At 68.6% G+C, this 16910-nt stretch carries 15 protein-coding genes; 5 read left to right on the forward strand and 10 right to left on the reverse strand.

Annotated elements, in window-relative coordinates:
• Window position 1: 1 nt before the first annotated feature.
• Window positions 2-196: a type II toxin-antitoxin system HicA family toxin gene (locus DWF00_RS08910; protein WP_114827250.1), complete on the reverse strand. Its 195-nt coding sequence runs from the start codon at window positions 194-196 to the stop codon at window positions 2-4.
• 99 nt (window positions 197-295) lie between these two features.
• Complete coding sequence (locus DWF00_RS08915) at window positions 296-2659, reverse strand: ATP-dependent helicase (RefSeq protein ID WP_425453078.1); 2364 nt, start codon at window positions 2657-2659, stop codon at window positions 296-298.
• 114 nt (window positions 2660-2773) lie between these two features.
• Between DWF00_RS08915 and DWF00_RS08920 the strand changes: the two genes are divergently transcribed.
• Window positions 2774-4429, forward strand: coding sequence for an acyl-CoA dehydrogenase family protein (locus DWF00_RS08920; protein ID WP_114827252.1), 1656 nt, complete (start codon window positions 2774-2776; stop codon window positions 4427-4429).
• A gap of 301 nt (window positions 4430-4730) precedes the next feature.
• Here DWF00_RS08920 and msrB read toward each other — a convergent pair whose 3' ends face one another.
• A complete protein-coding gene (msrB, locus tag DWF00_RS08925; protein ID WP_425453107.1) occupies window positions 4731-5177 on the reverse strand; it encodes a peptide-methionine (R)-S-oxide reductase MsrB in 447 nt (148 codons plus the stop codon).
• A gap of 172 nt (window positions 5178-5349) precedes the next feature.
• Between msrB and DWF00_RS08930 the strand changes: the two genes are divergently transcribed.
• Window positions 5350-6600 (forward strand): BtaA family protein, encoded by a 1251-nt coding sequence (locus DWF00_RS08930; RefSeq protein WP_211200542.1) that lies wholly within the window; start codon window positions 5350-5352, stop codon window positions 6598-6600.
• A 44-nt stretch (window positions 6601-6644) separates the two neighbouring features.
• Window positions 6645-7265 (forward strand): class I SAM-dependent methyltransferase, encoded by a 621-nt coding sequence (locus DWF00_RS08935; protein ID WP_114827254.1) that lies wholly within the window; start codon window positions 6645-6647, stop codon window positions 7263-7265.
• A gap of 8 nt (window positions 7266-7273) precedes the next feature.
• Here the strand turns inward: DWF00_RS08935 and DWF00_RS08940 are convergent, their stop codons facing one another.
• From DWF00_RS08940 to DWF00_RS08950, 3 genes are all read right to left on the reverse strand, one after another.
• Window positions 7274-7555 (reverse strand): DUF427 domain-containing protein, encoded by a 282-nt coding sequence (locus DWF00_RS08940; RefSeq protein WP_114827255.1) that lies wholly within the window; start codon window positions 7553-7555, stop codon window positions 7274-7276.
• A 33-nt stretch (window positions 7556-7588) separates the two neighbouring features.
• Entirely contained in the window at window positions 7589-7813 is a 225-nt protein-coding gene (locus DWF00_RS08945) for a type II toxin-antitoxin system ParD family antitoxin (RefSeq protein ID WP_114827256.1), read from the reverse strand.
• An 86-nt stretch (window positions 7814-7899) separates the two neighbouring features.
• The gene (locus tag DWF00_RS08950) at window positions 7900-8460 is read right to left on the reverse strand and encodes a thioesterase family protein (protein WP_114827257.1); all 561 of its coding nucleotides are present in this window, start codon (window positions 8458-8460) and stop codon (window positions 7900-7902) included.
• Window positions 8461-8772: 312 nt separating this feature from the next.
• Here DWF00_RS08950 and DWF00_RS08955 point away from each other — a divergent pair, with 312 nt between their 5' ends.
• Together DWF00_RS08955 and DWF00_RS08960 are read left to right on the forward strand one after the other, a co-directional pair.
• Complete coding sequence (locus DWF00_RS08955) at window positions 8773-10212, forward strand: FAD-binding oxidoreductase (RefSeq protein ID WP_114827258.1); 1440 nt, start codon at window positions 8773-8775, stop codon at window positions 10210-10212.
• Between the two features lie 250 nt (window positions 10213-10462).
• A complete protein-coding gene (locus DWF00_RS08960) occupies window positions 10463-14110 on the forward strand; it encodes an AsmA family protein (RefSeq protein ID WP_114827259.1) in 3648 nt (1215 codons plus the stop codon).
• Window positions 14111-14375: 265 nt separating this feature from the next.
• Here DWF00_RS08960 and DWF00_RS08965 read toward each other — a convergent pair whose 3' ends face one another.
• The 4 genes from DWF00_RS08965 to DWF00_RS08980 are packed head-to-tail and all read right to left on the reverse strand — an operon-like array spanning window position 14376 to window position 16852.
• Window positions 14376-14600, reverse strand: coding sequence for a ribbon-helix-helix domain-containing protein (locus tag DWF00_RS08965; RefSeq protein ID WP_114827260.1), 225 nt, complete (start codon window positions 14598-14600; stop codon window positions 14376-14378).
• Complete coding sequence (locus tag DWF00_RS08970) at window positions 14597-14797, reverse strand: DUF4169 family protein (protein ID WP_114827261.1); 201 nt, start codon at window positions 14795-14797, stop codon at window positions 14597-14599. Before DWF00_RS08970 ends, DWF00_RS08965 begins: the two co-directional genes overlap by 4 nt.
• Before the next feature lie 15 nt (window positions 14798-14812).
• Entirely contained in the window at window positions 14813-16210 is a 1398-nt protein-coding gene (fumC, locus tag DWF00_RS08975; protein WP_114827262.1) for a class II fumarate hydratase, read from the reverse strand.
• A 9-nt stretch (window positions 16211-16219) separates the two neighbouring features.
• Window positions 16220-16852: an SspB family protein gene (locus DWF00_RS08980; protein ID WP_114827263.1), complete on the reverse strand. Its 633-nt coding sequence runs from the start codon at window positions 16850-16852 to the stop codon at window positions 16220-16222.
• Window positions 16853-16910: the final 58 nt, after the last annotated feature.

Consider the following 16910-nt stretch of genomic DNA (forward strand, 5'->3'; position numbering starts at 1 on the left):
GTCAGTCGCGCGGCCAGCCTGCCTGCTTGTAGATCTTCAACACGAGGCCGGGGCCGAAGCTCTTCTTCGGATGCGGCACGACGATAGTGTCACGGACGCCCGGCTTTTTGAAGACGTGGTGCGAACCTGCGACACGCATGCACTGCCAGCCCTCGCGTTCGAGGCGGCGAATGATGTCGCTGCTGTTGTTGAGCATTTGTGCCTCGGACGAATCGAACGGCACATAATTAATCGCAGATGGTTGTTTCCCCCTCCGGGAAAATGAACCTCATTATCCCGTATCGAAGGCTCGAACCTACCCCGCCTTCTGCACAAAGCTATCCAGCACCATCTTCCGCCCGGCCTTGTCGAAATCGACTGTCAGCTTGTTGCCGTCGACGCTCGCCACCGAGCCGGGGCCGAACTTGATGTGGAAGACGCGGGCTCCGGTGTCGAAGGCCGAGGTTCCCGTCGATTTCGCGGTGAGCTCGCCCTCGATCAGCAGCGGGCCGCGCTGGCGGTTGCCGCCGCCCTGGCCGAAGCCTCGGCCGCTCTCCGAGAAGCCCGAGCCGGATTTGGCCTTGTTCTCCTGCGCGCGCTGCCAGCCCGGCGTGTTGTAGCTGGAGCCAAAACTCTCCATGCGGTCGAAGCGCGAGGCGCCGTAGCCGCCCTGGCTATAGACCGAGGGCGCCTGCACCACCTCGACATGCTCCTCTGGCAACTCGTCGACGAAGCGGCTCGGCAGGCTCGATTGCCAGAGGCCGTGGATGCGGCGGTTCGAGGCGAAAAGCAGCTTCAGCCGCTTGCGGGCGCGGGTCAGGCCGACATGGGCGAGGCGGCGCTCCTCCTCCAGCCCGGCGCGGCCGTTTTCGTCCAAGGCGCGCTGGCTTGGGAACAGGCCTTCCTCCCAGCCGGGCAGGAAGACCGTGTCGAATTCCAGACCCTTGGCGGCGTGCAGCGTCATGATCGAGACGCGGGCCTCGGCCTCGCCGCCATCGGCGTCCATCACCAGCGAGACGTGCTCGAGGAAGGCCGGCAGGTCGGCGAACTCGTCGAGCGAGCGGACCAGCTCCTTGAGGTTCTCCAGACGGCCGGCAGCGTCGGCCGAGCGGTCCTTCTGCCACATCTCGGTATAGCCGGATTCCTCCAGCACCAGTTCGGCCAGCTCGCCCTGCTTCATGTGCTCGACACGGGCCGTCCAGCGGGCGAAGGCCTCAACCAGCTCGCGCAGGGAGGTGCGGGCCTTGGGCTTCAGCTCCTCGGTTTCGACCACGGCGCGCGCCGCCTGCAGCAGCGAAAGCTGCGTGGCGCGGGCGTGGTTGTGCAGGAGCTGGATGGTGGCATCGCCCAGCCCGCGCTTGGGCACGTTGACGATGCGCTCGAAGGCGAGGTCGTCGGTCTGGCTGACGACGCAGCGCAGATAGGCGAGCGCATCGCGGATTTCGGCGCGCTCGTAGAAGCGCGGGCCGCCAATCACCTTGTAGGGCACGCCGACATGGACGAAGCGCTCCTCGATCTCGCGCATCTGGGCGGAGATGCGCACGAGGATGGCGACCTCGGCAAGGTTCTCGCCCTTGCTCTGCATCGACTCGATCTCGTCGCTGATCAGGCGGGCCTCTTCCTGGCTGTCCCAGGCGCCGGTGATGGTGACCTTCTCGCCCAGTTCGTCCTCGGTGCGCAGGGTCTTGCCGAGCCGGCCCTCGTTGCGGGCGATCAGTTTCGAGGCGGTGGCGAGGATATGGCCGGTCGAGCGATAGTTGCGCTCGAGCCTGACGACGACAGCGCCTGGAAAATCGTGCTCGAAGCGCAGGATGTTGTCCACTTCCGCGCCCCGCCAGCCATAGATCGACTGGTCGTCGTCGCCGACGCAGGCGATGTTGCGCCGGCCCTGCGCCAGCAGCCGCAGCCAGAGATACTGGGCGGTGTTGGTGTCCTGGTATTCGTCGACCAGGATGTAGCGGAAGCGCTCGTGATAGGTCGCGAGCACGTCGGCATGGTCGCGAAACAGCGTCAGGCAGTGCAGCAGCAGGTCGCCGAAATCGACGGCGTTCAGCGTCTTCAGCCGGTCCTGATAGGCAGCGTAGAGCACGCCGCCCTTGCCGTTGGCGAAGACGGCGGCCTCGCCCGGCGGCACGTCCTTGGGGCTAAGGCCGCGATTCTTCCAGCTGTCGATGAAGCCCGCCAGCATGCGGCCGGGCCAGCGCTTCTCGTCGATATCGGCGGCTGTGATCACCTGCTTCATCAGGCGGATCTGGTCGTCGGTGTCGAGGATGGTGAAGTCCGAGCGCAGGTCGAGCAGCTCGGCATGGCGGCGCAGGATCTTCGCCGAGATCGAGTGGAAGGTGCCGAGCCAGGGCATGCCCTCGGCTACGGGGCCGACGAGATGGGCGACACGCTCCTTCATCTCGCGCGCGGCCTTGTTGGTGAAGGTCACCGAGAGGATCTGCGAGGGATAGGCGCGGTTGGTCGCGATCAGATGGGCGATGCGGGTGGTCAGCACGCGGGTCTTGCCGGTGCCAGCGCCGGCCAGCACGAGGACCGGACCGTCCGTCGCCTCGACCGCCTGCCGCTGCTCTGGGTTCAGGCCCGCGAGATAGCCGGCCGCCGGCTGCGCGGCAGCGCGCGCGGCGAGGCCACCGGGACGGGGCAGGGGGGCAGAGGTGAAGGTCTCGTCGCTCAAAGCTTCAGTCGCTGATCGTGATTCGTTCCGGGTCAATATAGGGTGTTGCGCTGCAGATTGCTGGATAAGCCGGTTGGGCGTTGAATGCTCGGCGAATCGTCAGGATGCGCAGCGATGAATGTGGATATCGCCACCCGCTATTCGAGCCATGAGGCGACCAACCAGGTTCCCATACTGGCCGATTACGACGCCTTCGGGGCCGACCCGGTGCTGACCGCGGCCATCGCGGCCTTCGATGCCGATTGGGCCGGCGACCGGCTGCACGAGGCGGGGCGCGCCGTCGGCTCGGCCAGGGTGCAGGAACTGGCCCGACTGGCCAATCGTTTCACGCCGGAACTCAGGGCTTTCGATCGCTTCGGCAACCGCATCGACCAGGTCGAGTTCCATCCGGCCTGGCACGAGCTGATGGAGCTTGCGATCGGCCATGAGACGCATGCGCTGGCCTGGAACCAGCCGGGGCCGGGGGCGCAGGTGGCGCGTGCGGCGCTGTCCTATCTCTGGAGCCAGGGCGAGAGCGGCATCTGCTGCCCGCTCAGCATGACCTATGCGGCGATCCCCATCCTGAAGCAGGAGCCGGACCTCTGGGCGCATTGGGGGCCGCTCGTCTCCTCCAACCGCTACGACCGGCGCCAGATGGCATCGGGAGCCAAGACCGGCGCGACTGTCGGCACGGCGATGACGGAGAAGCAGGGCGGCTCGGACTTGCGCCAGACCCAGACCGTGGCGGAAGACAATGGCGACGGCACCTGGTCGCTGACCGGGCATAAATGGTTCTTCTCGGTGCCGCACTCGGATGTGTTCCTGACGCTGGCGCGGACAGCGGAGGGCATCTCCTGCTTCGTCGTGCCGGGCTGGCTGCCGGATGGCACGCGCAACGGGATTGCGATCCAGCGGCTGAAGGACAAGTGCGGCAACCGCTCGAATGCCTCCTCCGAGGTCGAGTTCCGCGGCGCGATCGGCCAGATGATCGGCGAGCCGGGCCGGGGCTTGCGCACCGGACTCTCGATGAACCAGGGCTCGCGGCTCGACATCGCCGCAGCTTCGGCCGGGCAGATGCGGCTGGCGGTCTCACTGGCGGCGCATCACGCACAGCATCGGCGCGCCTTCCAACGGGCACTGATCGACCAGCCGATCATGCAGAACGTCATCGCCGATCTTGCGATCGAGGCGGAGGCCGCCGCCTGGCTCGCCTTCCGGCTCTTCGCCGCGGTGGACCGGCAGGAGGGCAGCGAGAGCGAGCGGCTGCTGGCCCGGATCGGCGCGCCGATCGCGAAATACTGGGTGGCGAAGCGCACGCCGGCCGTGGTGGTCGAGGCGCTGGAATGCCATGGCGGCAACGGCTTCATCGAGGAGAACCCGATGGCGCGACTCTACCGCGAGGCGCCACTGAACAGCGTTTGGGAAGGCTCGGGCAACGTGATCTGCCTGGACGTGCTGCGCTCGCTGGAGCGCGAGCCGGGTTCGCTGCCGGCGCTGCTCGACGAGATGCGCGAGGCGGAGGGCGAAGACCGGCGCTACGATGCGCGGCTTGCGGCGCTGGAGGCGGAGATTGGCGAGATGGCGCGCAACGAGGGGCAGGCGCGGCGGCTGGTCGAGCGGCTGGCACTGATGCTGCAAGGCTCGCTGCTGTTGCGCCACGCGCCGGCCGCTGTGGCGGACGGGTTCATCGCGACGCGGCTGGAGGGGCGATGGGCCGGGCATTTCGGCGACTTGCCAGCCTCGGTCGATGCGGGTGCGCTGGCGAGAAGGGCTGTGCCGATGACGAGCTAGCGCGGGTGCCCTCTCCCGGAGGGAGAGGGTTGGGTGAGGGGTCGGCCCTTTGACCTGCAAGGCGAAAAGCTCACCGCAGCCGCGCTTCAATCGGAGAACGGCCTACACCTCACCCTGCCCTCTCCTTACAGGCAGGGCGATCGCATATGGAAAAAGCCGGCTCTTGCGACCGGAATCGGAACGGGAACAAAACCGAATCGAAGCGCGAAGGTTGCGCTACTCCGACAGGCAATGTTCCCCTTTCCTTCTCCATATGCGATCGCCCTGCCTTACAGGAGAGGGTTCCCCGCGCTCGATCCGGCTAGGCCGAGGCGGTCTCCGGCGCGAAATCCATCGCCACGCCGTTCATGCAGTAGCGCAGACCGGACGGCGGCGGGCCGTCGGGGAAGACGTGGCCGAGATGGCCGCCGCAATTGGCGCAGTGCACCTCGACGCGGCGCATGCCGTAGCTGTTGTCCTCGGTCGTGCCGACCGCGCCCTCGAGCGGCTGGTCGAAGCTCGGCCAGCCCGTGCCGCTCTCGAATTTCGTGCCGGCCTTGAACAAGGGGTTGCCGCAGCCGGCGCAGGAGAAGCTGCCGGCGCGCTTCTCGTAGTTCAGCGCGCAGGAGCCGGCACGCTCGGTGCCATGGCCGCGCAGCACCTGGTACTGCTCCGGCGTCAGCTTCGCGCGCCATTCCGCGTCGGTGAGCTTGAACGGAAAATCCTCAGTCTTCGCTGCGCTGCCGCCGAACATGTCCATCAGGCCCATCGCCATTCTCCTGTTCTATCCGCGGGGGAATATGGGGATCGTCCTGCCATGAGTCAGCCCCCGCCGAGAGCTTTCACCTCACGAAGCCGTTGGCGGCATCGTCCGCGTCACCCAACCGTCATCCGACTCCTCTAGTCGGCTCGCCATCGCAACGAGCCGCGCGAGGGCTTTGGTGACGCAAACGGCACGCACGGTCCGGCGCACGACCACGGTAGGGCTGACGACGGCAGTCCACCGCAACAAGCCACTCTCCCGCGCCGGCGTGCTGGAGCGGATGTTCACGGTCGCCTTCTCCGGCCTGGTCTATCCGCAGATCTGGGAGGACCCGGTCGTCGACATGGAGGCGCTCGAGCTGCGCTCGACCGACCATGTCGTCGCGATCGCGTCGGGCTCGTGCAACGTGCTGTCCTACCTCACCGGCGACCCGGCCAAGATCAGCGCGATCGACCTCAACGGAGCGCATATCGCGCTCGGCAAGCTCAAGCTCGCGGCGCTCGCCAGCCTGACGCGGCATGAGGATTTCCTGCGCTTCTTCGGCCAGGCGCAGTCGAAGGACAATGTCGCGCTTTACGATGGCACGATCGCGCCGCGGCTCGATTCCGTCTCGCGCGGCTACTGGGAGGCGCGCAGCCTGACTGGCCGGCGGCGCATCCAGGCCTTCGCCGACAATTTCTATCGCCATGGCCTGCTCGGCCGCTTCATCGGCGCCGGCCACTTCCTTGGCCGGACGCTCGGCTACGATCCGCGCGTGATGCTGAAGGCGCGCGACATGGCCGAGCAGCGCGAGCTGTTCGACCGCCATCTGGCGCCGGTCTTCGACAACAGATTCGTGCGCTGGCTGATCCGCCAGCCGGCCTCGCTCTACGGGCTCGGCATTCCGCCGGCGCAGTACAAGGCGCTCGCGGCCGATAGCTCCGAGGGTATCAAGGCCGTGCTGCACCACCGGCTGGAGCGGCTCGCCTGCGGCTTCGACCTGAAGCAGAACTACTTCGCCCGCCAAGCCTTCGGCCGCGGCTATGAGAGCGGCCCCGACGCCTCGCTGCCGCCCTATCTGGAGCGGCGCAATTTCGAGGCGGTGCGCGAGCGCTCGAACCGGGTCGGCTACCACCAGAGCGCGATCACGGCCTTCCTGGAGACACAGCCGGCGGAGAGCTGCGACGCCTATGTCCTACTCGACGCGCAGGACTGGATGAACGATGCCGACCTGACCGCGCTGTGGACGCAGATCACCCGCACGGCCAAGCCGGGCGCGCGCGTGATCTTCCGCACCGCCGCCGACGAGCGACTGCTGCCGGGGCGGGTGCCTGCCGCCATTCTCGACCAATGGAGCTATCAGGAGGCCCGCAGCCGCGAGCTCGGCGAACGCGACCGCTCCTCGATCTACGGCGCGTTCCACCTCTACACCCTGGCGAGGGCCGCGTGAGCGCGACCGGGCGCGGGAACGAGGCGGCTGGTCTGATGGACCGGATGTATCGCCACCAGCGCCATATCTACGACGCCAGCCGCAAGTTCTACCTGCTCGGCCGCGACGGCATGATCGCCGGGCTCGCGCCGCCGCAGGGCGGCAGCATCCTGGAGATCGGCTGCGGCACCGGCCGCAACCTGATCAAGCTGGCGCAGACCTATCCGGGAACGATCTGCCACGGGCTCGACGTCTCCGAGGCGATGCTGGCAACGGCGCGAAGCAACGTGGCGCGGGCCGGCCTGTCCGAGCGCGTCACGCTGGCGCAGGCCGATGCGACGCAGTTCGATCCGCAGGCGCTGTTTGGCCGCAGCGGCTTCGACCGCATCGTGATCTCCTACGCGCTCTCGATGATCCCGCCCTGGCAGGGCGTGGTGGCCCGCGCGCTGCAGACACTCTCGCCGAACGGCTCGCTGCACATCGTCGATTTCGGCGACCAGGCCGGATTACCGGGGCCGTTCAAGGCGGTGCTCAACCGCTGGCTGACGCTCTTCCACGTCACGCCGCGGCGCGATCTGGGCGAGACGCTCGATGCTCTCGCGAAGGCCGAGGGCGTGCGGGCGCGGACGATGCGTCTCTACCGCGGCTATGCCGTCCACGCCGTGGCGGAGCGCGGCGCGGCCTGAGAGACCGCTCAGCTGACGGTCACGCCCTTCCAGAAGGCGACGCGGTTCTTGATCTCGGCTGCGGCTGGCTGCGGGTCGGCATAGTACCAGGCCGCGTCCTTGTTCTCGGCGCCGTCGACTACAATCGAATGGTAGTTCGCCGTGCCCTTCCAGGGGCAGACCGAGGTGGTGTCGCTCGGCTTGAAATACTCGCCCCGGATCGTCTCGCGCGGGAAATAATGGTTGCCCTCGACGACGACCGTGTCGTCGGATTCAGCCAGCACCGCGCCGTTCCAGACTGCCTTGACCATGGCCTTGCTCCTTTGGAATCTCATCAGGAGCTTCTAGATAGGGTCCCTGGTCCGGTTTCGCTCGGCATGGCGGGCACGCACGGCATCGAAGGCAGTCTTGGCCGGGATGCCTCGCGACGGGTCAGCCTTCATGGCGTCGAAGGCCGGCCCAACCTTGTCGCGAAGCCAGGTCTCGAACGCACTGCTGCGGAGCTGTGCCTCAATGAAGGCGTTAGCCTCTGGCGCGAGAGTGATGACGTGCTTGGCGGTGCTCGGCATGGCGCTGCTCTTCTACTGGCCGAAGCATAGCACGGCCAGGGTTCGCCTGAACAAGCTTCCCAGGCTGAATTAGGTCGCAACCCGCCTCAATGCCGCGTTTCGGGCTCGCGCTCGCCGCTCAGGCCCTCGACCGTGATCGCCGTCTTCTTCGGCATGCCGACCATCCGGCCGATCATCGCCGGCAGCGGCATCATGCCGTGGGCGGCCTTCATCAGCGCGAGATTGGCCAGGATGTCGGCCGGGAAGGGCGTGACCTTGCGGCTGCCGAGGTCGACATGGAGCGAGAGGTTCTCGCTCGTCGCCGCGAGCCAGCCTTCGCCGGCATGGCGCATCTCGAGATAGTAGTGCAGCCGCTTCTCGTCGAAGGCGATCAGCTGCGCGGTGACGCGCACGATGTCGTCGATGGTCAGCTCGCGCTTGTAGAGGATGTGGCATTCGGCCGCGAAGGTCGAGGCGTGGCGCGTCTCGACATAGTCCTGGCTCAGGCCGACGAGCGAGAAGACCTCGTCGACCGCGCGGTCGAACAGGACGTGGTAATAGGCCATGTTGAGATGGCCGTTATAGTCGATCCAATCAGGCTCGACCCGCATCGCGGACGAGACGAATGGGGCGAAGAACAGCGCCGGAGCGCGGATTTCGTCTTTCATGGCCGCCTCCCTTTCGCCGTCGCGCGTGCGGTACGGCCTCCGCTCGCGCCGTTGACCTCATCAAGACGCGAGGCGGTTAAGAAACCATCCCGCCTCGCCTGGTGCCTCTCGTGTGTCGGGCGAACCAGCCATCGACCGTGACGGGCCGCCGAGTAGTCCGACAAGACCACGGCCCGATAAGACTTAAGAGCATGACGGCGTCCGAAAAGCGGTTCCCACTTTCCGGCATCATGCTCTAGGGTCAGTCCTATCAGTTCAACCGCTTAAGAAGCCGACCAGTTCCAAGTTAAGCGCCTCGTTCGGAAAATGACAATGAGCCTGCCTGTCACAGCCCTTCATGCCGCCTCCGCTTCCGCCGCAAGCCTGCCGCCCTCGCCAGAGGCCGTCGCCGCCGTGATCGCCGCGCTGGCCGCCAGCTTCGGCAACCGCCTCGTCACCAGTCAGGCGGTGCGCCACCAGCACGGTCACACCCTGACCTGGATCCCGACCCAGGCGCCGGACGCGGTGGTCTACCCGCAGAGCACGGAAGAGGTGGCCGAGATCGTCAAGCTCTGCGCCGGGCATGGCGTGCCGGTCATCGCCTTCGGCACCGGCACCTCGCTGGAGGGCCATGTCAACGCACCCTTCGGCGGCGTCACGGTCGACCTGACCCAGATGAAGCGGATCGTTGCGGTGCATGCCGAGGATCTCGACGTCACCGTCGAGGCCGGCGTGACCCGCAAGGAGCTGAACGAGCACCTGCGCGACCAGGGCCTGTTCTTCCCGATCGATCCCGGCGCCGACGCCTCGCTCGGCGGCATGGCGGCGACGCGGGCTTCGGGCACCAATGCGGTGCGCTACGGCACGATGAAGGACAATGTGCTGGCGCTGACCGCCGTGATGGCCGACGGCTCGGTCATCAGGACGGCGAGCCGGGCGCGCAAGTCCTCGGCCGGCTACGACCTCACCCGCCTGCTCGTCGGCTCGGAGGGCACGCTCGGCATCATCACCGAGGTCACGGTCAAGCTGCATGGCATTCCCGAGGCGATCTCGGCCGGCGTCTGCCCGTTTCCCTCGGTCCAGGCGGCCTGCGACACCGCCATCATCACGATCCAGACCGGCCTGCCGGTGGCGCGCATCGAGCTGCTCGACGACGTGATGATCCGCGGCGTCAACCTCCATTCCAAGCTCGGCCTGCCCGAGACGACCATGCTCTTCGTCGAGTTCCACGGCTCGGAAGCCGGCGTGAAGGAGCAGGCCGAGCGCTTCGGCGAGATCGCGGCCGAGTATGGCGGCGGCCCGTTCGACTGGGCGACCAAGGCCGAGGACCGCTCCAAGCTCTGGCAGGCCCGCCACGACGCCTATTGGGCGGCGCGCGCGCTGCGTCCCGGCACGGAATCGGTCGCGACCGATGTCTGCGTGCCGATCTCGCGGCTGGCCGAATGCGTCGAGGAGACCAAGCGCGACATCGAGGCGAGCGGGCTGATCGCGCCGATCGCGGGGCATGTCGGCGACGGCAACTTCCATACCCAGCCGCTGGTCGACCTCGAGAACGAGGACGAGGTCGAGCGCTGCCGCGGCTTCATCGACCGGCTGGTCAAGCGGGCGCTGGCGATGGACGGCACCTGCACCGGCGAGCATGGCGTCGGCCAGAAGAAGATCAAGTACCTCGAACTCGAGCACAGTCCGGCGACGCTCGACGTGATGCGGCTGATCAAGCGCTCGCTCGACCCGCAGAACATCCTGAATCCGGGCAAGATCATCGCGTTGTGACATGACAGCGTCTTGCGGCAGGCTATCAAGGACAGGAATGTCGTGATCTTGCCGCGACTAGCCGGCAAGATCACGGAACCGCCGAGAGACGGTTTGAGAATTCTACTGGCCTGGTCGTCTGGTGCGGCTGTCTGCGCTTCCGGTGCTCACGGACCAATGTCCGTTGCGCTCCGGTTCTCGACAACCGCGCCAGCCGAGTCATGCCAGCGAATCCTCAAATCGCCTGTGACAAGAGGGATGTTGCTGCAAGGTGCGTGAGAGCCTGACAGTTCTGGCTGGCCTACTGGTGCTGACGCTGCTTGCAGCGCTTGTCGGCCCAGGCTTCGTCGACTGGCGCAGCTACCGGCAGGAATTCGAGACGCGGCTGACCGCGGCGCTTGGCGTCGAGACCAGGGTGGCCGGCGGCATCGGCATGCGCCTGCTGCCCTCGCCGCGGCTGACTCTGGGCGATGTCCGCCTCGGCGACGCGGACGGGGCGACGAGTTCGGCCACGGTCGAGCAGGTCACGGTCGAGCTCGCCCTGGCGCCGCTGGCGCGCGGCGAGTTCCGCTTCGCCGATGTCGAAGTCGAGGGCGCGACGCTCTCGCTCGTCGCCGACGAGACCGGCGCCGTGCTGCTGCCGCGCCGGATCGGCACCGGCCTGCCGGTGCAGACCAGCCTGGACCGGCTCAGCCTGCGCCGTTCGGCCGTGCTGTGGCATGAGCGGGGCAAGGCGGCGGTGACGCTCTCGCCGGTCTCCGCCGAGATTTCGGCCGTGAGCCTGGCGGGGCCCTGGCGCGTCGAAGGCGAGGTGGCGGGCGCATCGCTGCGGCTCTCGACCGGCGAGGCCGAGGCGGATGGCCGGCTGCGCGCCAAGGCCTCGATTACGGGCGAGGAGGCGCAGGTCGGGTTCGACGGCTATTTCCAGCTGCCGGGCGCCAATGGCAGCATCAGGCCGGGGCTGGACGGCGCGTTCTCGCTGGCGCCGGGCGGCGCGATCAGCCTCTCCGGTCGGATCGGCGGCAACGGCCGCCAGCTCGACCTCACCGGCCTCGTCGTCGACATTGCCGGCGGCGCGCTGCGGCTGGAGGGCGAGGGCCAGTTCCTGCCGGTGTCCGGAACCGGCTCCGTGGGCCTGCGGGCGCGGCGGCTCGATGCCGATGCGCTGGCCGCGGCGCTGAGCGAGCGCGTCGGCTTCGAGCGCGCCTTGCGCGGCTTGCCGGGCACGATTGATCTCGGGCTCGATGTCGACCAGGTCGCCTGGCGCGGCGAGGATTTCTCGGCTGCCGCCCTGCGCGGCACCTTGACCGAGGAGGGGTTGAAGAACGCCTCGGCTTCGGTGCGGGTGGCCGGCGCGCTGATCGGCGCCAGCGGTGCGGCCGATGCCAACGGCCTGCGCGGCAAGCTCAACCTCAAGGCCGAGGATGCCCGCCGCGTCGCGCTGGCGCTGGCGCGGGCCGGGCTCGACCCGGCGCTGGCCGACATGATCGCGGCGCTCGGAAAGGTCGATGCCGAGGTCGTGGGGGACTGGGCGCCGGAGCGCCTGCAGATCGAGCGGGCGACCATCGCGGGGGCTTCGGGCCTGCGGCTCGACGGCTCCGGCGAGGTCGCGGCCGAGCGGCTGAACGCCAAGCTCGCCGTGCAAGGGCTCGACCTCAACACCTTGCCGCCGGGCGAGAGTTTTGCCGGGCTGATCGGCCGGCGCGACCTGGCGCTCGACCTCACCCTCAATGGCGCGCGCTACCGCAATGCGCCGCCCGGTTCGGCCAGGCTCGACCTGCGCCGCGAGGGCGCGAGCTGGCGGCTGAGCCACTTCTCCGTCGATGGCTTCGGCGGCGTCGCGGTGACGGGGGCGGGCGCGCTGCTGCCTGAGGGCGGCGAGATCGCCGGCCGCATCCGTGCACCGCGCTTCGAGACGCTGGCCGCGCTGGCCGGGCCGATCCTGCCCGACAGCGTGCGGCAGTCCTTGGCGCGGGTCGGTGAGGGGCTGTCGCGGCTCGACGCCAACTACCGCCTGACGCGGGCTCCGAGCGGGGATACGGCGCTGACGCTGGATGGCGGCGCGCAGGCCGGCAAGCTCACCTTGAACGCCCGGCTCGATGCCGGCGGCACCTGGACCAATGCCGATCTCGGCGTCGATCTGGGCGACCGCCGCCAGATCTTCACGGCGCTTGGCCTGCCTGTGCCGCAGCTGGGCGGTTCCGGGCGCTTCACCCTCTCGAAGGACCGCGGCCGGCTTGCAGGCTCGCTTGCCGGGGCAGGGTTGTCGATCGCGCTCGACGCCGATGCGGCCGCGCCGCGCCTGACCGTGCAGGCCGATCGGCCGGGCCAGATCCTGCCGGAAGGCCCGGCACGGCTCCTGCCCGACGAGTTGCTCGATGCCAATGCGCGGGTTCGCTTTGCCCCGGATCAGATCGCGCTGGACGATCTCGTCGCCAATCTCGGCGGCGGCAGTGCGCGCGGATCCCTGGTGCTGCCGCGCGAAGGGGCCGTCACTGGGAAACTTGCGCTCCAGCGGGCCGATCTGCGGGCCCTGCTGGGCGCTTCGCTCGGGGGCGGTACGGCCGCGCCCGGAGTCAACTGGTCGACCGCGCGCTTCAGTCCCGTCGCCCAGCTCGGCGATCTCGGCTTGGCGATCGAGACGCCGTCCCTGCGCGTCAACGATGGCATTGAGTTGCGCGATGCGAGCTTCGAGCTCAAGGCGGACAGTGACGGGCTCAAGGTCGAGAAGCTCGCCGGCTCCTATGGTGGCGGCAAGGTCTCGGGCCAGCTTTCCGCGCGGCGCGAGGGCGGGCTGGCGCAGCTCACCGGCCGCGTCGGGCTGGCGCAGGTCGATCTCGCCGGGCTGAGCGGCGGCGCGCTCGGCGGCAAGGTCTCCGGCCAGTTCGAGGCCGGCGGCTCCGGCGAGAGCCCGGCGCGGCTGGTCGCCGGGTTGGGCGGCGCGGGATCGCTGACCTTCGCCGGGGCGACCCTCGCGAAGTTCGATCCCAGCGGCTATGCCCGCGTCATCGCAGCGACGGGCGAGGACGCCTCCGAGAGCGAGAGCGCGCGCTTGCAAGACCGGCTCAGCGCGGCGCTCGACCAGGGCGCCTGGCAGCTCGGCGACGTCACGCTCGGCTTCACGCTGGCCGGCGGCATCGTCCGGCTCTCGCCGACGACGATCGAGCGCTCGCAAGTGCGGGCCGAGGCGAGCGGGCTGGTCGATCTCCGGGCGCTCAATGCCGATCTGCGGCTGGGCCTGCGGCCGCTCGGAGCCATGCCGAAGGGCTGGACGATGCAGTCGGCGCCGCCGCTCGGTATCGCCTGGCGGGGGCCGCTGTCGGGCCTGCGCCGCGAGGCCGATGTCAGCGCGCTGTCGAATGCGGTTGCGGCGCGCGCGCTGGCGCGCGAGATCGAGCGGGTCGAGGCCTTCGAGGCGGATGCGCGCGAGCGCGCCATGTATTCGCGCCGGCTGCGGGCCGAGCGCGAGATGCGCGAGAACGAGCGCAAGCTCGGCGAGTTCGTGAAGGCGGAGGAGGAGCGCCGCATCGTCGAGGCGAAGCGCGCGGAGGAGGAGCGCAAGGTTCAGGAAGCCCGCCGCATCGCCGACGAAAAGAAGGCCGAGGACGACCGCCGCGCGCTCGAGGCGCGCATCCAGGAGGAGACCCGCCGGGCCCAGGAGGCGCAGCGCGTCGAGGAAGCCCGCCGGATGGACGAGATGCGCCGCCGGATGGAGGCCGAGGAGCGGGCGCGCGCCATCGCCGAGCGTGCCTCGCAGCAGCAACCGGGGCCGCTGATCCTGCCAGGCTCGCCGCGCGAGATCTTCAGCGATCAGGGCTCCCGGTCCATGACGCCCGGCCAGAGCCCGCCGCCGCTGGCGCCGCCGGTGGAGATCGAATCCGTGCCGAGGCCGCTGTCGCGGACGCCGCTGCCAAACTGATTCAAGTTCTTAGGATTTTGATTCAAGTGCTTGCCGGGGTGATTCAGGAAGGCGCGGCAAGCTGCTGTTATGGTTTATTTTTTATAAATTCTCGTTTTGGCTGGACCAGCTTCCGCCGTCATGGTCGGGCTTGTCCCGACCATCCACGTCTTCGCCGGTCGAGGACCGTGGCCAAGACGTGGGTGCTCGCCACAAGGGCGAGCATGACGGGGGAGGGTGTCAGGACGGGGTGCGGGTGGCGAAGCCGGAGTGCCCGGCTGCCATCTCACCTCGTAGCAGCCAAACCTTGATAATGTGCCAGCACGTGCAGGCGCAGCGCCGACGACAGGTTGGTCTCGCCGCGGCGTGAATCGACCTCGGCTACCAGCGCCGCAAGAGTGGCCTCCTCAGCGGCGGCGATCTCCTTCAGGGCGGTCCAGAACGGTTCTTCGAGCGAGATGCTGGTGCGATGTCCGGCGATGGCGAGGGAGTGCTTGCGCTCGCGCTTCACCGCGCCGGCTCGTCATCGTCCGAACCGGGCAGGCGATGGCCGTCGAGCGCGCGGATGGCCTTGTCGCGCTCGGCTTCGGTCAGGGTGCGTTCGGCCTTGCTGCGGCCGAAGGTGAGGCGGTTCTGCTCGGCCTGCTTTCCGGCCTCTGCGCGCTCGCGCTGCTTGCGGGCTCGCCGGAGGTTGATGATCTCGGCCACGGCGCGGAGCTCGGCTCAGTTGGGGCCGAGCATGTGCTCGGGCTTGACCGTGCGGTCGAACAACTCGGCATCGACGCCGGCCCGCAGCGCTTCCTCGCGCAGCGTCGTGCCGTTGTGATGCGCCGACTTGGCGATGCCGGCGGCCTTGTCGTAGCCGATCGCAGGGGCGAGTGCGGTGACCAGCATCAGCGAGCGCGAGAGCAGCTCGGCGAGCCGGTCCTCGTTCGCTTCGATGCCCTCGACGCAATGCTCGCGGAAGCTCTCGGCCGCGTCGGCCAGCAGCCGGACCGATTGCAGGAAGGCTGAGATGATCACCGGCTTGAAGACGTTGAGCTCGAAATGGCCCTGGCTGGCGGCGAAGCCGATCGTCGCCTGGTTGCCGAGGACCTGCGTCGCCACCATGGTCAGCGCCTCGGCCTGGGTCGGATTGACCTTGCCGGGCATGATCGAGGAGCCCGGCTCGTTCTCCGGCAGGCTGATCTCGCCGAGGCCGGAGCGCGGGCCGGAGCCCATCAGCCGGATGTCGTTGGCGATCTTGAACAGGTCCATGGCGAGCGCGTTGAGCGCGCCGTGGGCGGCGTTAACAGCGCCGTGGCTCGCCAGCGCCTCGAAGGCGTTGCCGGCCGGGCGGAAGGGCAGGCCGGTCAGCGCGGCCGCCTCCTTGGCGAAGAAGGCGGCGAAGTCGCGATGGGTGTTGAGGCCGGTGCCGACCGCCGTGCCGCCCTGGGCCAGCGCGTAGAGCCCGCCGAGCGAAGCCTCGATCCGGCCGATGCCGAGATGGAGCTGCATGGCGTAGCCGGAGAATTCCTGGCCGAGCGTGACCGGCGTCGCATCCTGGAGATGGGTCCGGCCGATCTTGATCAGGCCGGAGAAATGCTCGGCCTTGAGCTGCAGCGCCTGTTCGAGCTTGCGCAGCGCCGGTAGCAGGCTGCGCGTGATCTCGAGCGCGGCGGCGATGTGCATCGCGGTCGGGAAGCAATCGTTCGAGGACTGGCCGCGATTGACGTGGTCGTTCGGGTGCACCGGGCTCTTGGCGCCAAGTCCTGCGCCGAGCAACTCGTTGGCGCGGTTGGCCAGCACCTCGTTGACGTTCATGTTGGTCTGCGTGCCGGAGCCGGTCTGCCAGACCACGAGCGGGAAATGCTCGTCGAACTTGCCGGCAAGCGCCTCGTCGGCGGCCTGGCCGATGGCGCCGGCGACGCGCTGCTCGATCAGACCGAGCCGCGCGTTGACGTGGGCGGCGGCCTTCTTGACCAGCACCAGCGCGTGGATCAGGGGCAGCGGCATGCGCTCGCGCGGCCCGCCGATGCGGAAATTCTCCAGCGAGCGCTGCGTCTGCGCACCCCAGTAGCGATCGGCGGCAACAGCGATGGGGCCGAAGGAATCGGTCTCGGTGCGGGTATTCTCGGACATGGGCGGCCGTCAGGTCTTCTTGCGGAAAGCGTCGAGGCTGACGACCTGCGCTCCGGCGCCCTCATCGGCGTCAGTGGCGGCCTCCGCGCCCTTTGCGGCAGGCTTCTCGGCCGCCTCAGTCGTCGCTCCGGCCGATTTGCCCTTGGCAGCGGGCAGGCTGGCCGGCGCGCTCTTGGCGGGCAAGGCCAGCGGCGCGGGGGCAGCGACGCTCGGCTCCGAGCCGGCCCCGCGCGGCGCCTTGGCGGGCGTGGGCGGCAGGTCGCTGTTGGAGGCCTCGTCGGGCACGTCCTGCGTCTCGAACTTCAGGCCGAACTGCACGGAGGGATCGAAGAAGGTGGTGATCGCGTCGAAGGGCACGAGCAGCCGCTCGGGCACGCCCGAGAAGGAGAGGCCGACCTCGAAGGAGTGCTCGCTGACGTTGAGGTCCCAGAACTGGTGCTGGAGCACGATCGTCATCTCGTCCGGGTGCTTGTCGCGCAGCCGCTGCGAGAGGCGCACGCCCGGCGCCGTGGTGCGGAAGGTGATGTAGAAATGATGCTCGCCCGGCAGGCCGTCGCGGCCGGCCTCGGTCAGGATCTTGCGCACGACGCCCTTGAGTGCCTCCTGCACCATCAGGTCGTAGCGAAGAATATCCTTGGTCATCGTTTCGACTTTTCCGTATCCGCTTCGGCGTTCAGGGCTGGCCGTGCCAGCAAAAAGA

Origin of the sequence: Allobosea caraganae, from assembly GCF_003351345.1 — a bacterium.
Lineage (GTDB): Bacteria > Pseudomonadota > Alphaproteobacteria > Rhizobiales > Beijerinckiaceae > Allobosea > Allobosea caraganae.

What these genes read in the sequence shown, in the direction of transcription:
- DWF00_RS08910 (WP_114827250.1), bottom strand. Translation starts at nt 196, where the DNA reads ATGCTCAACAACAGCAGCGACATCATTCGCCGCCTCGAACGCGAGGGC.
- DWF00_RS08920 (WP_114827252.1), top strand. Translation starts at nt 2,774, where the DNA reads ATGAATGTGGATATCGCCACCCGCTATTCGAGCCATGAGGCGACCAAC.
- msrB (WP_425453107.1), bottom strand. Translation starts at nt 5,177, where the DNA reads ATGGGCCTGATGGACATGTTCGGCGGCAGCGCAGCGAAGACTGAGGAT.
- DWF00_RS08935 (WP_114827254.1), top strand. Translation starts at nt 6,645, where the DNA reads ATGTATCGCCACCAGCGCCATATCTACGACGCCAGCCGCAAGTTCTAC.
- DWF00_RS08940 (WP_114827255.1), bottom strand. Translation starts at nt 7,555, where the DNA reads ATGGTCAAGGCAGTCTGGAACGGCGCGGTGCTGGCTGAATCCGACGAC.
- DWF00_RS08945 (WP_114827256.1), bottom strand. Translation starts at nt 7,813, where the DNA reads ATGCCGAGCACCGCCAAGCACGTCATCACTCTCGCGCCAGAGGCTAAC.
- DWF00_RS08950 (WP_114827257.1), bottom strand. Translation starts at nt 8,460, where the DNA reads ATGAAAGACGAAATCCGCGCTCCGGCGCTGTTCTTCGCCCCATTCGTC.
- DWF00_RS08955 (WP_114827258.1), top strand. Translation starts at nt 8,773, where the DNA reads ATGAGCCTGCCTGTCACAGCCCTTCATGCCGCCTCCGCTTCCGCCGCA.
- fumC (WP_114827262.1), bottom strand. Translation starts at nt 16,210, where the DNA reads ATGTCCGAGAATACCCGCACCGAGACCGATTCCTTCGGCCCCATCGCT.
- DWF00_RS08980 (WP_114827263.1), bottom strand. Translation starts at nt 16,852, where the DNA reads ATGACCAAGGATATTCTTCGCTACGACCTGATGGTGCAGGAGGCACTC.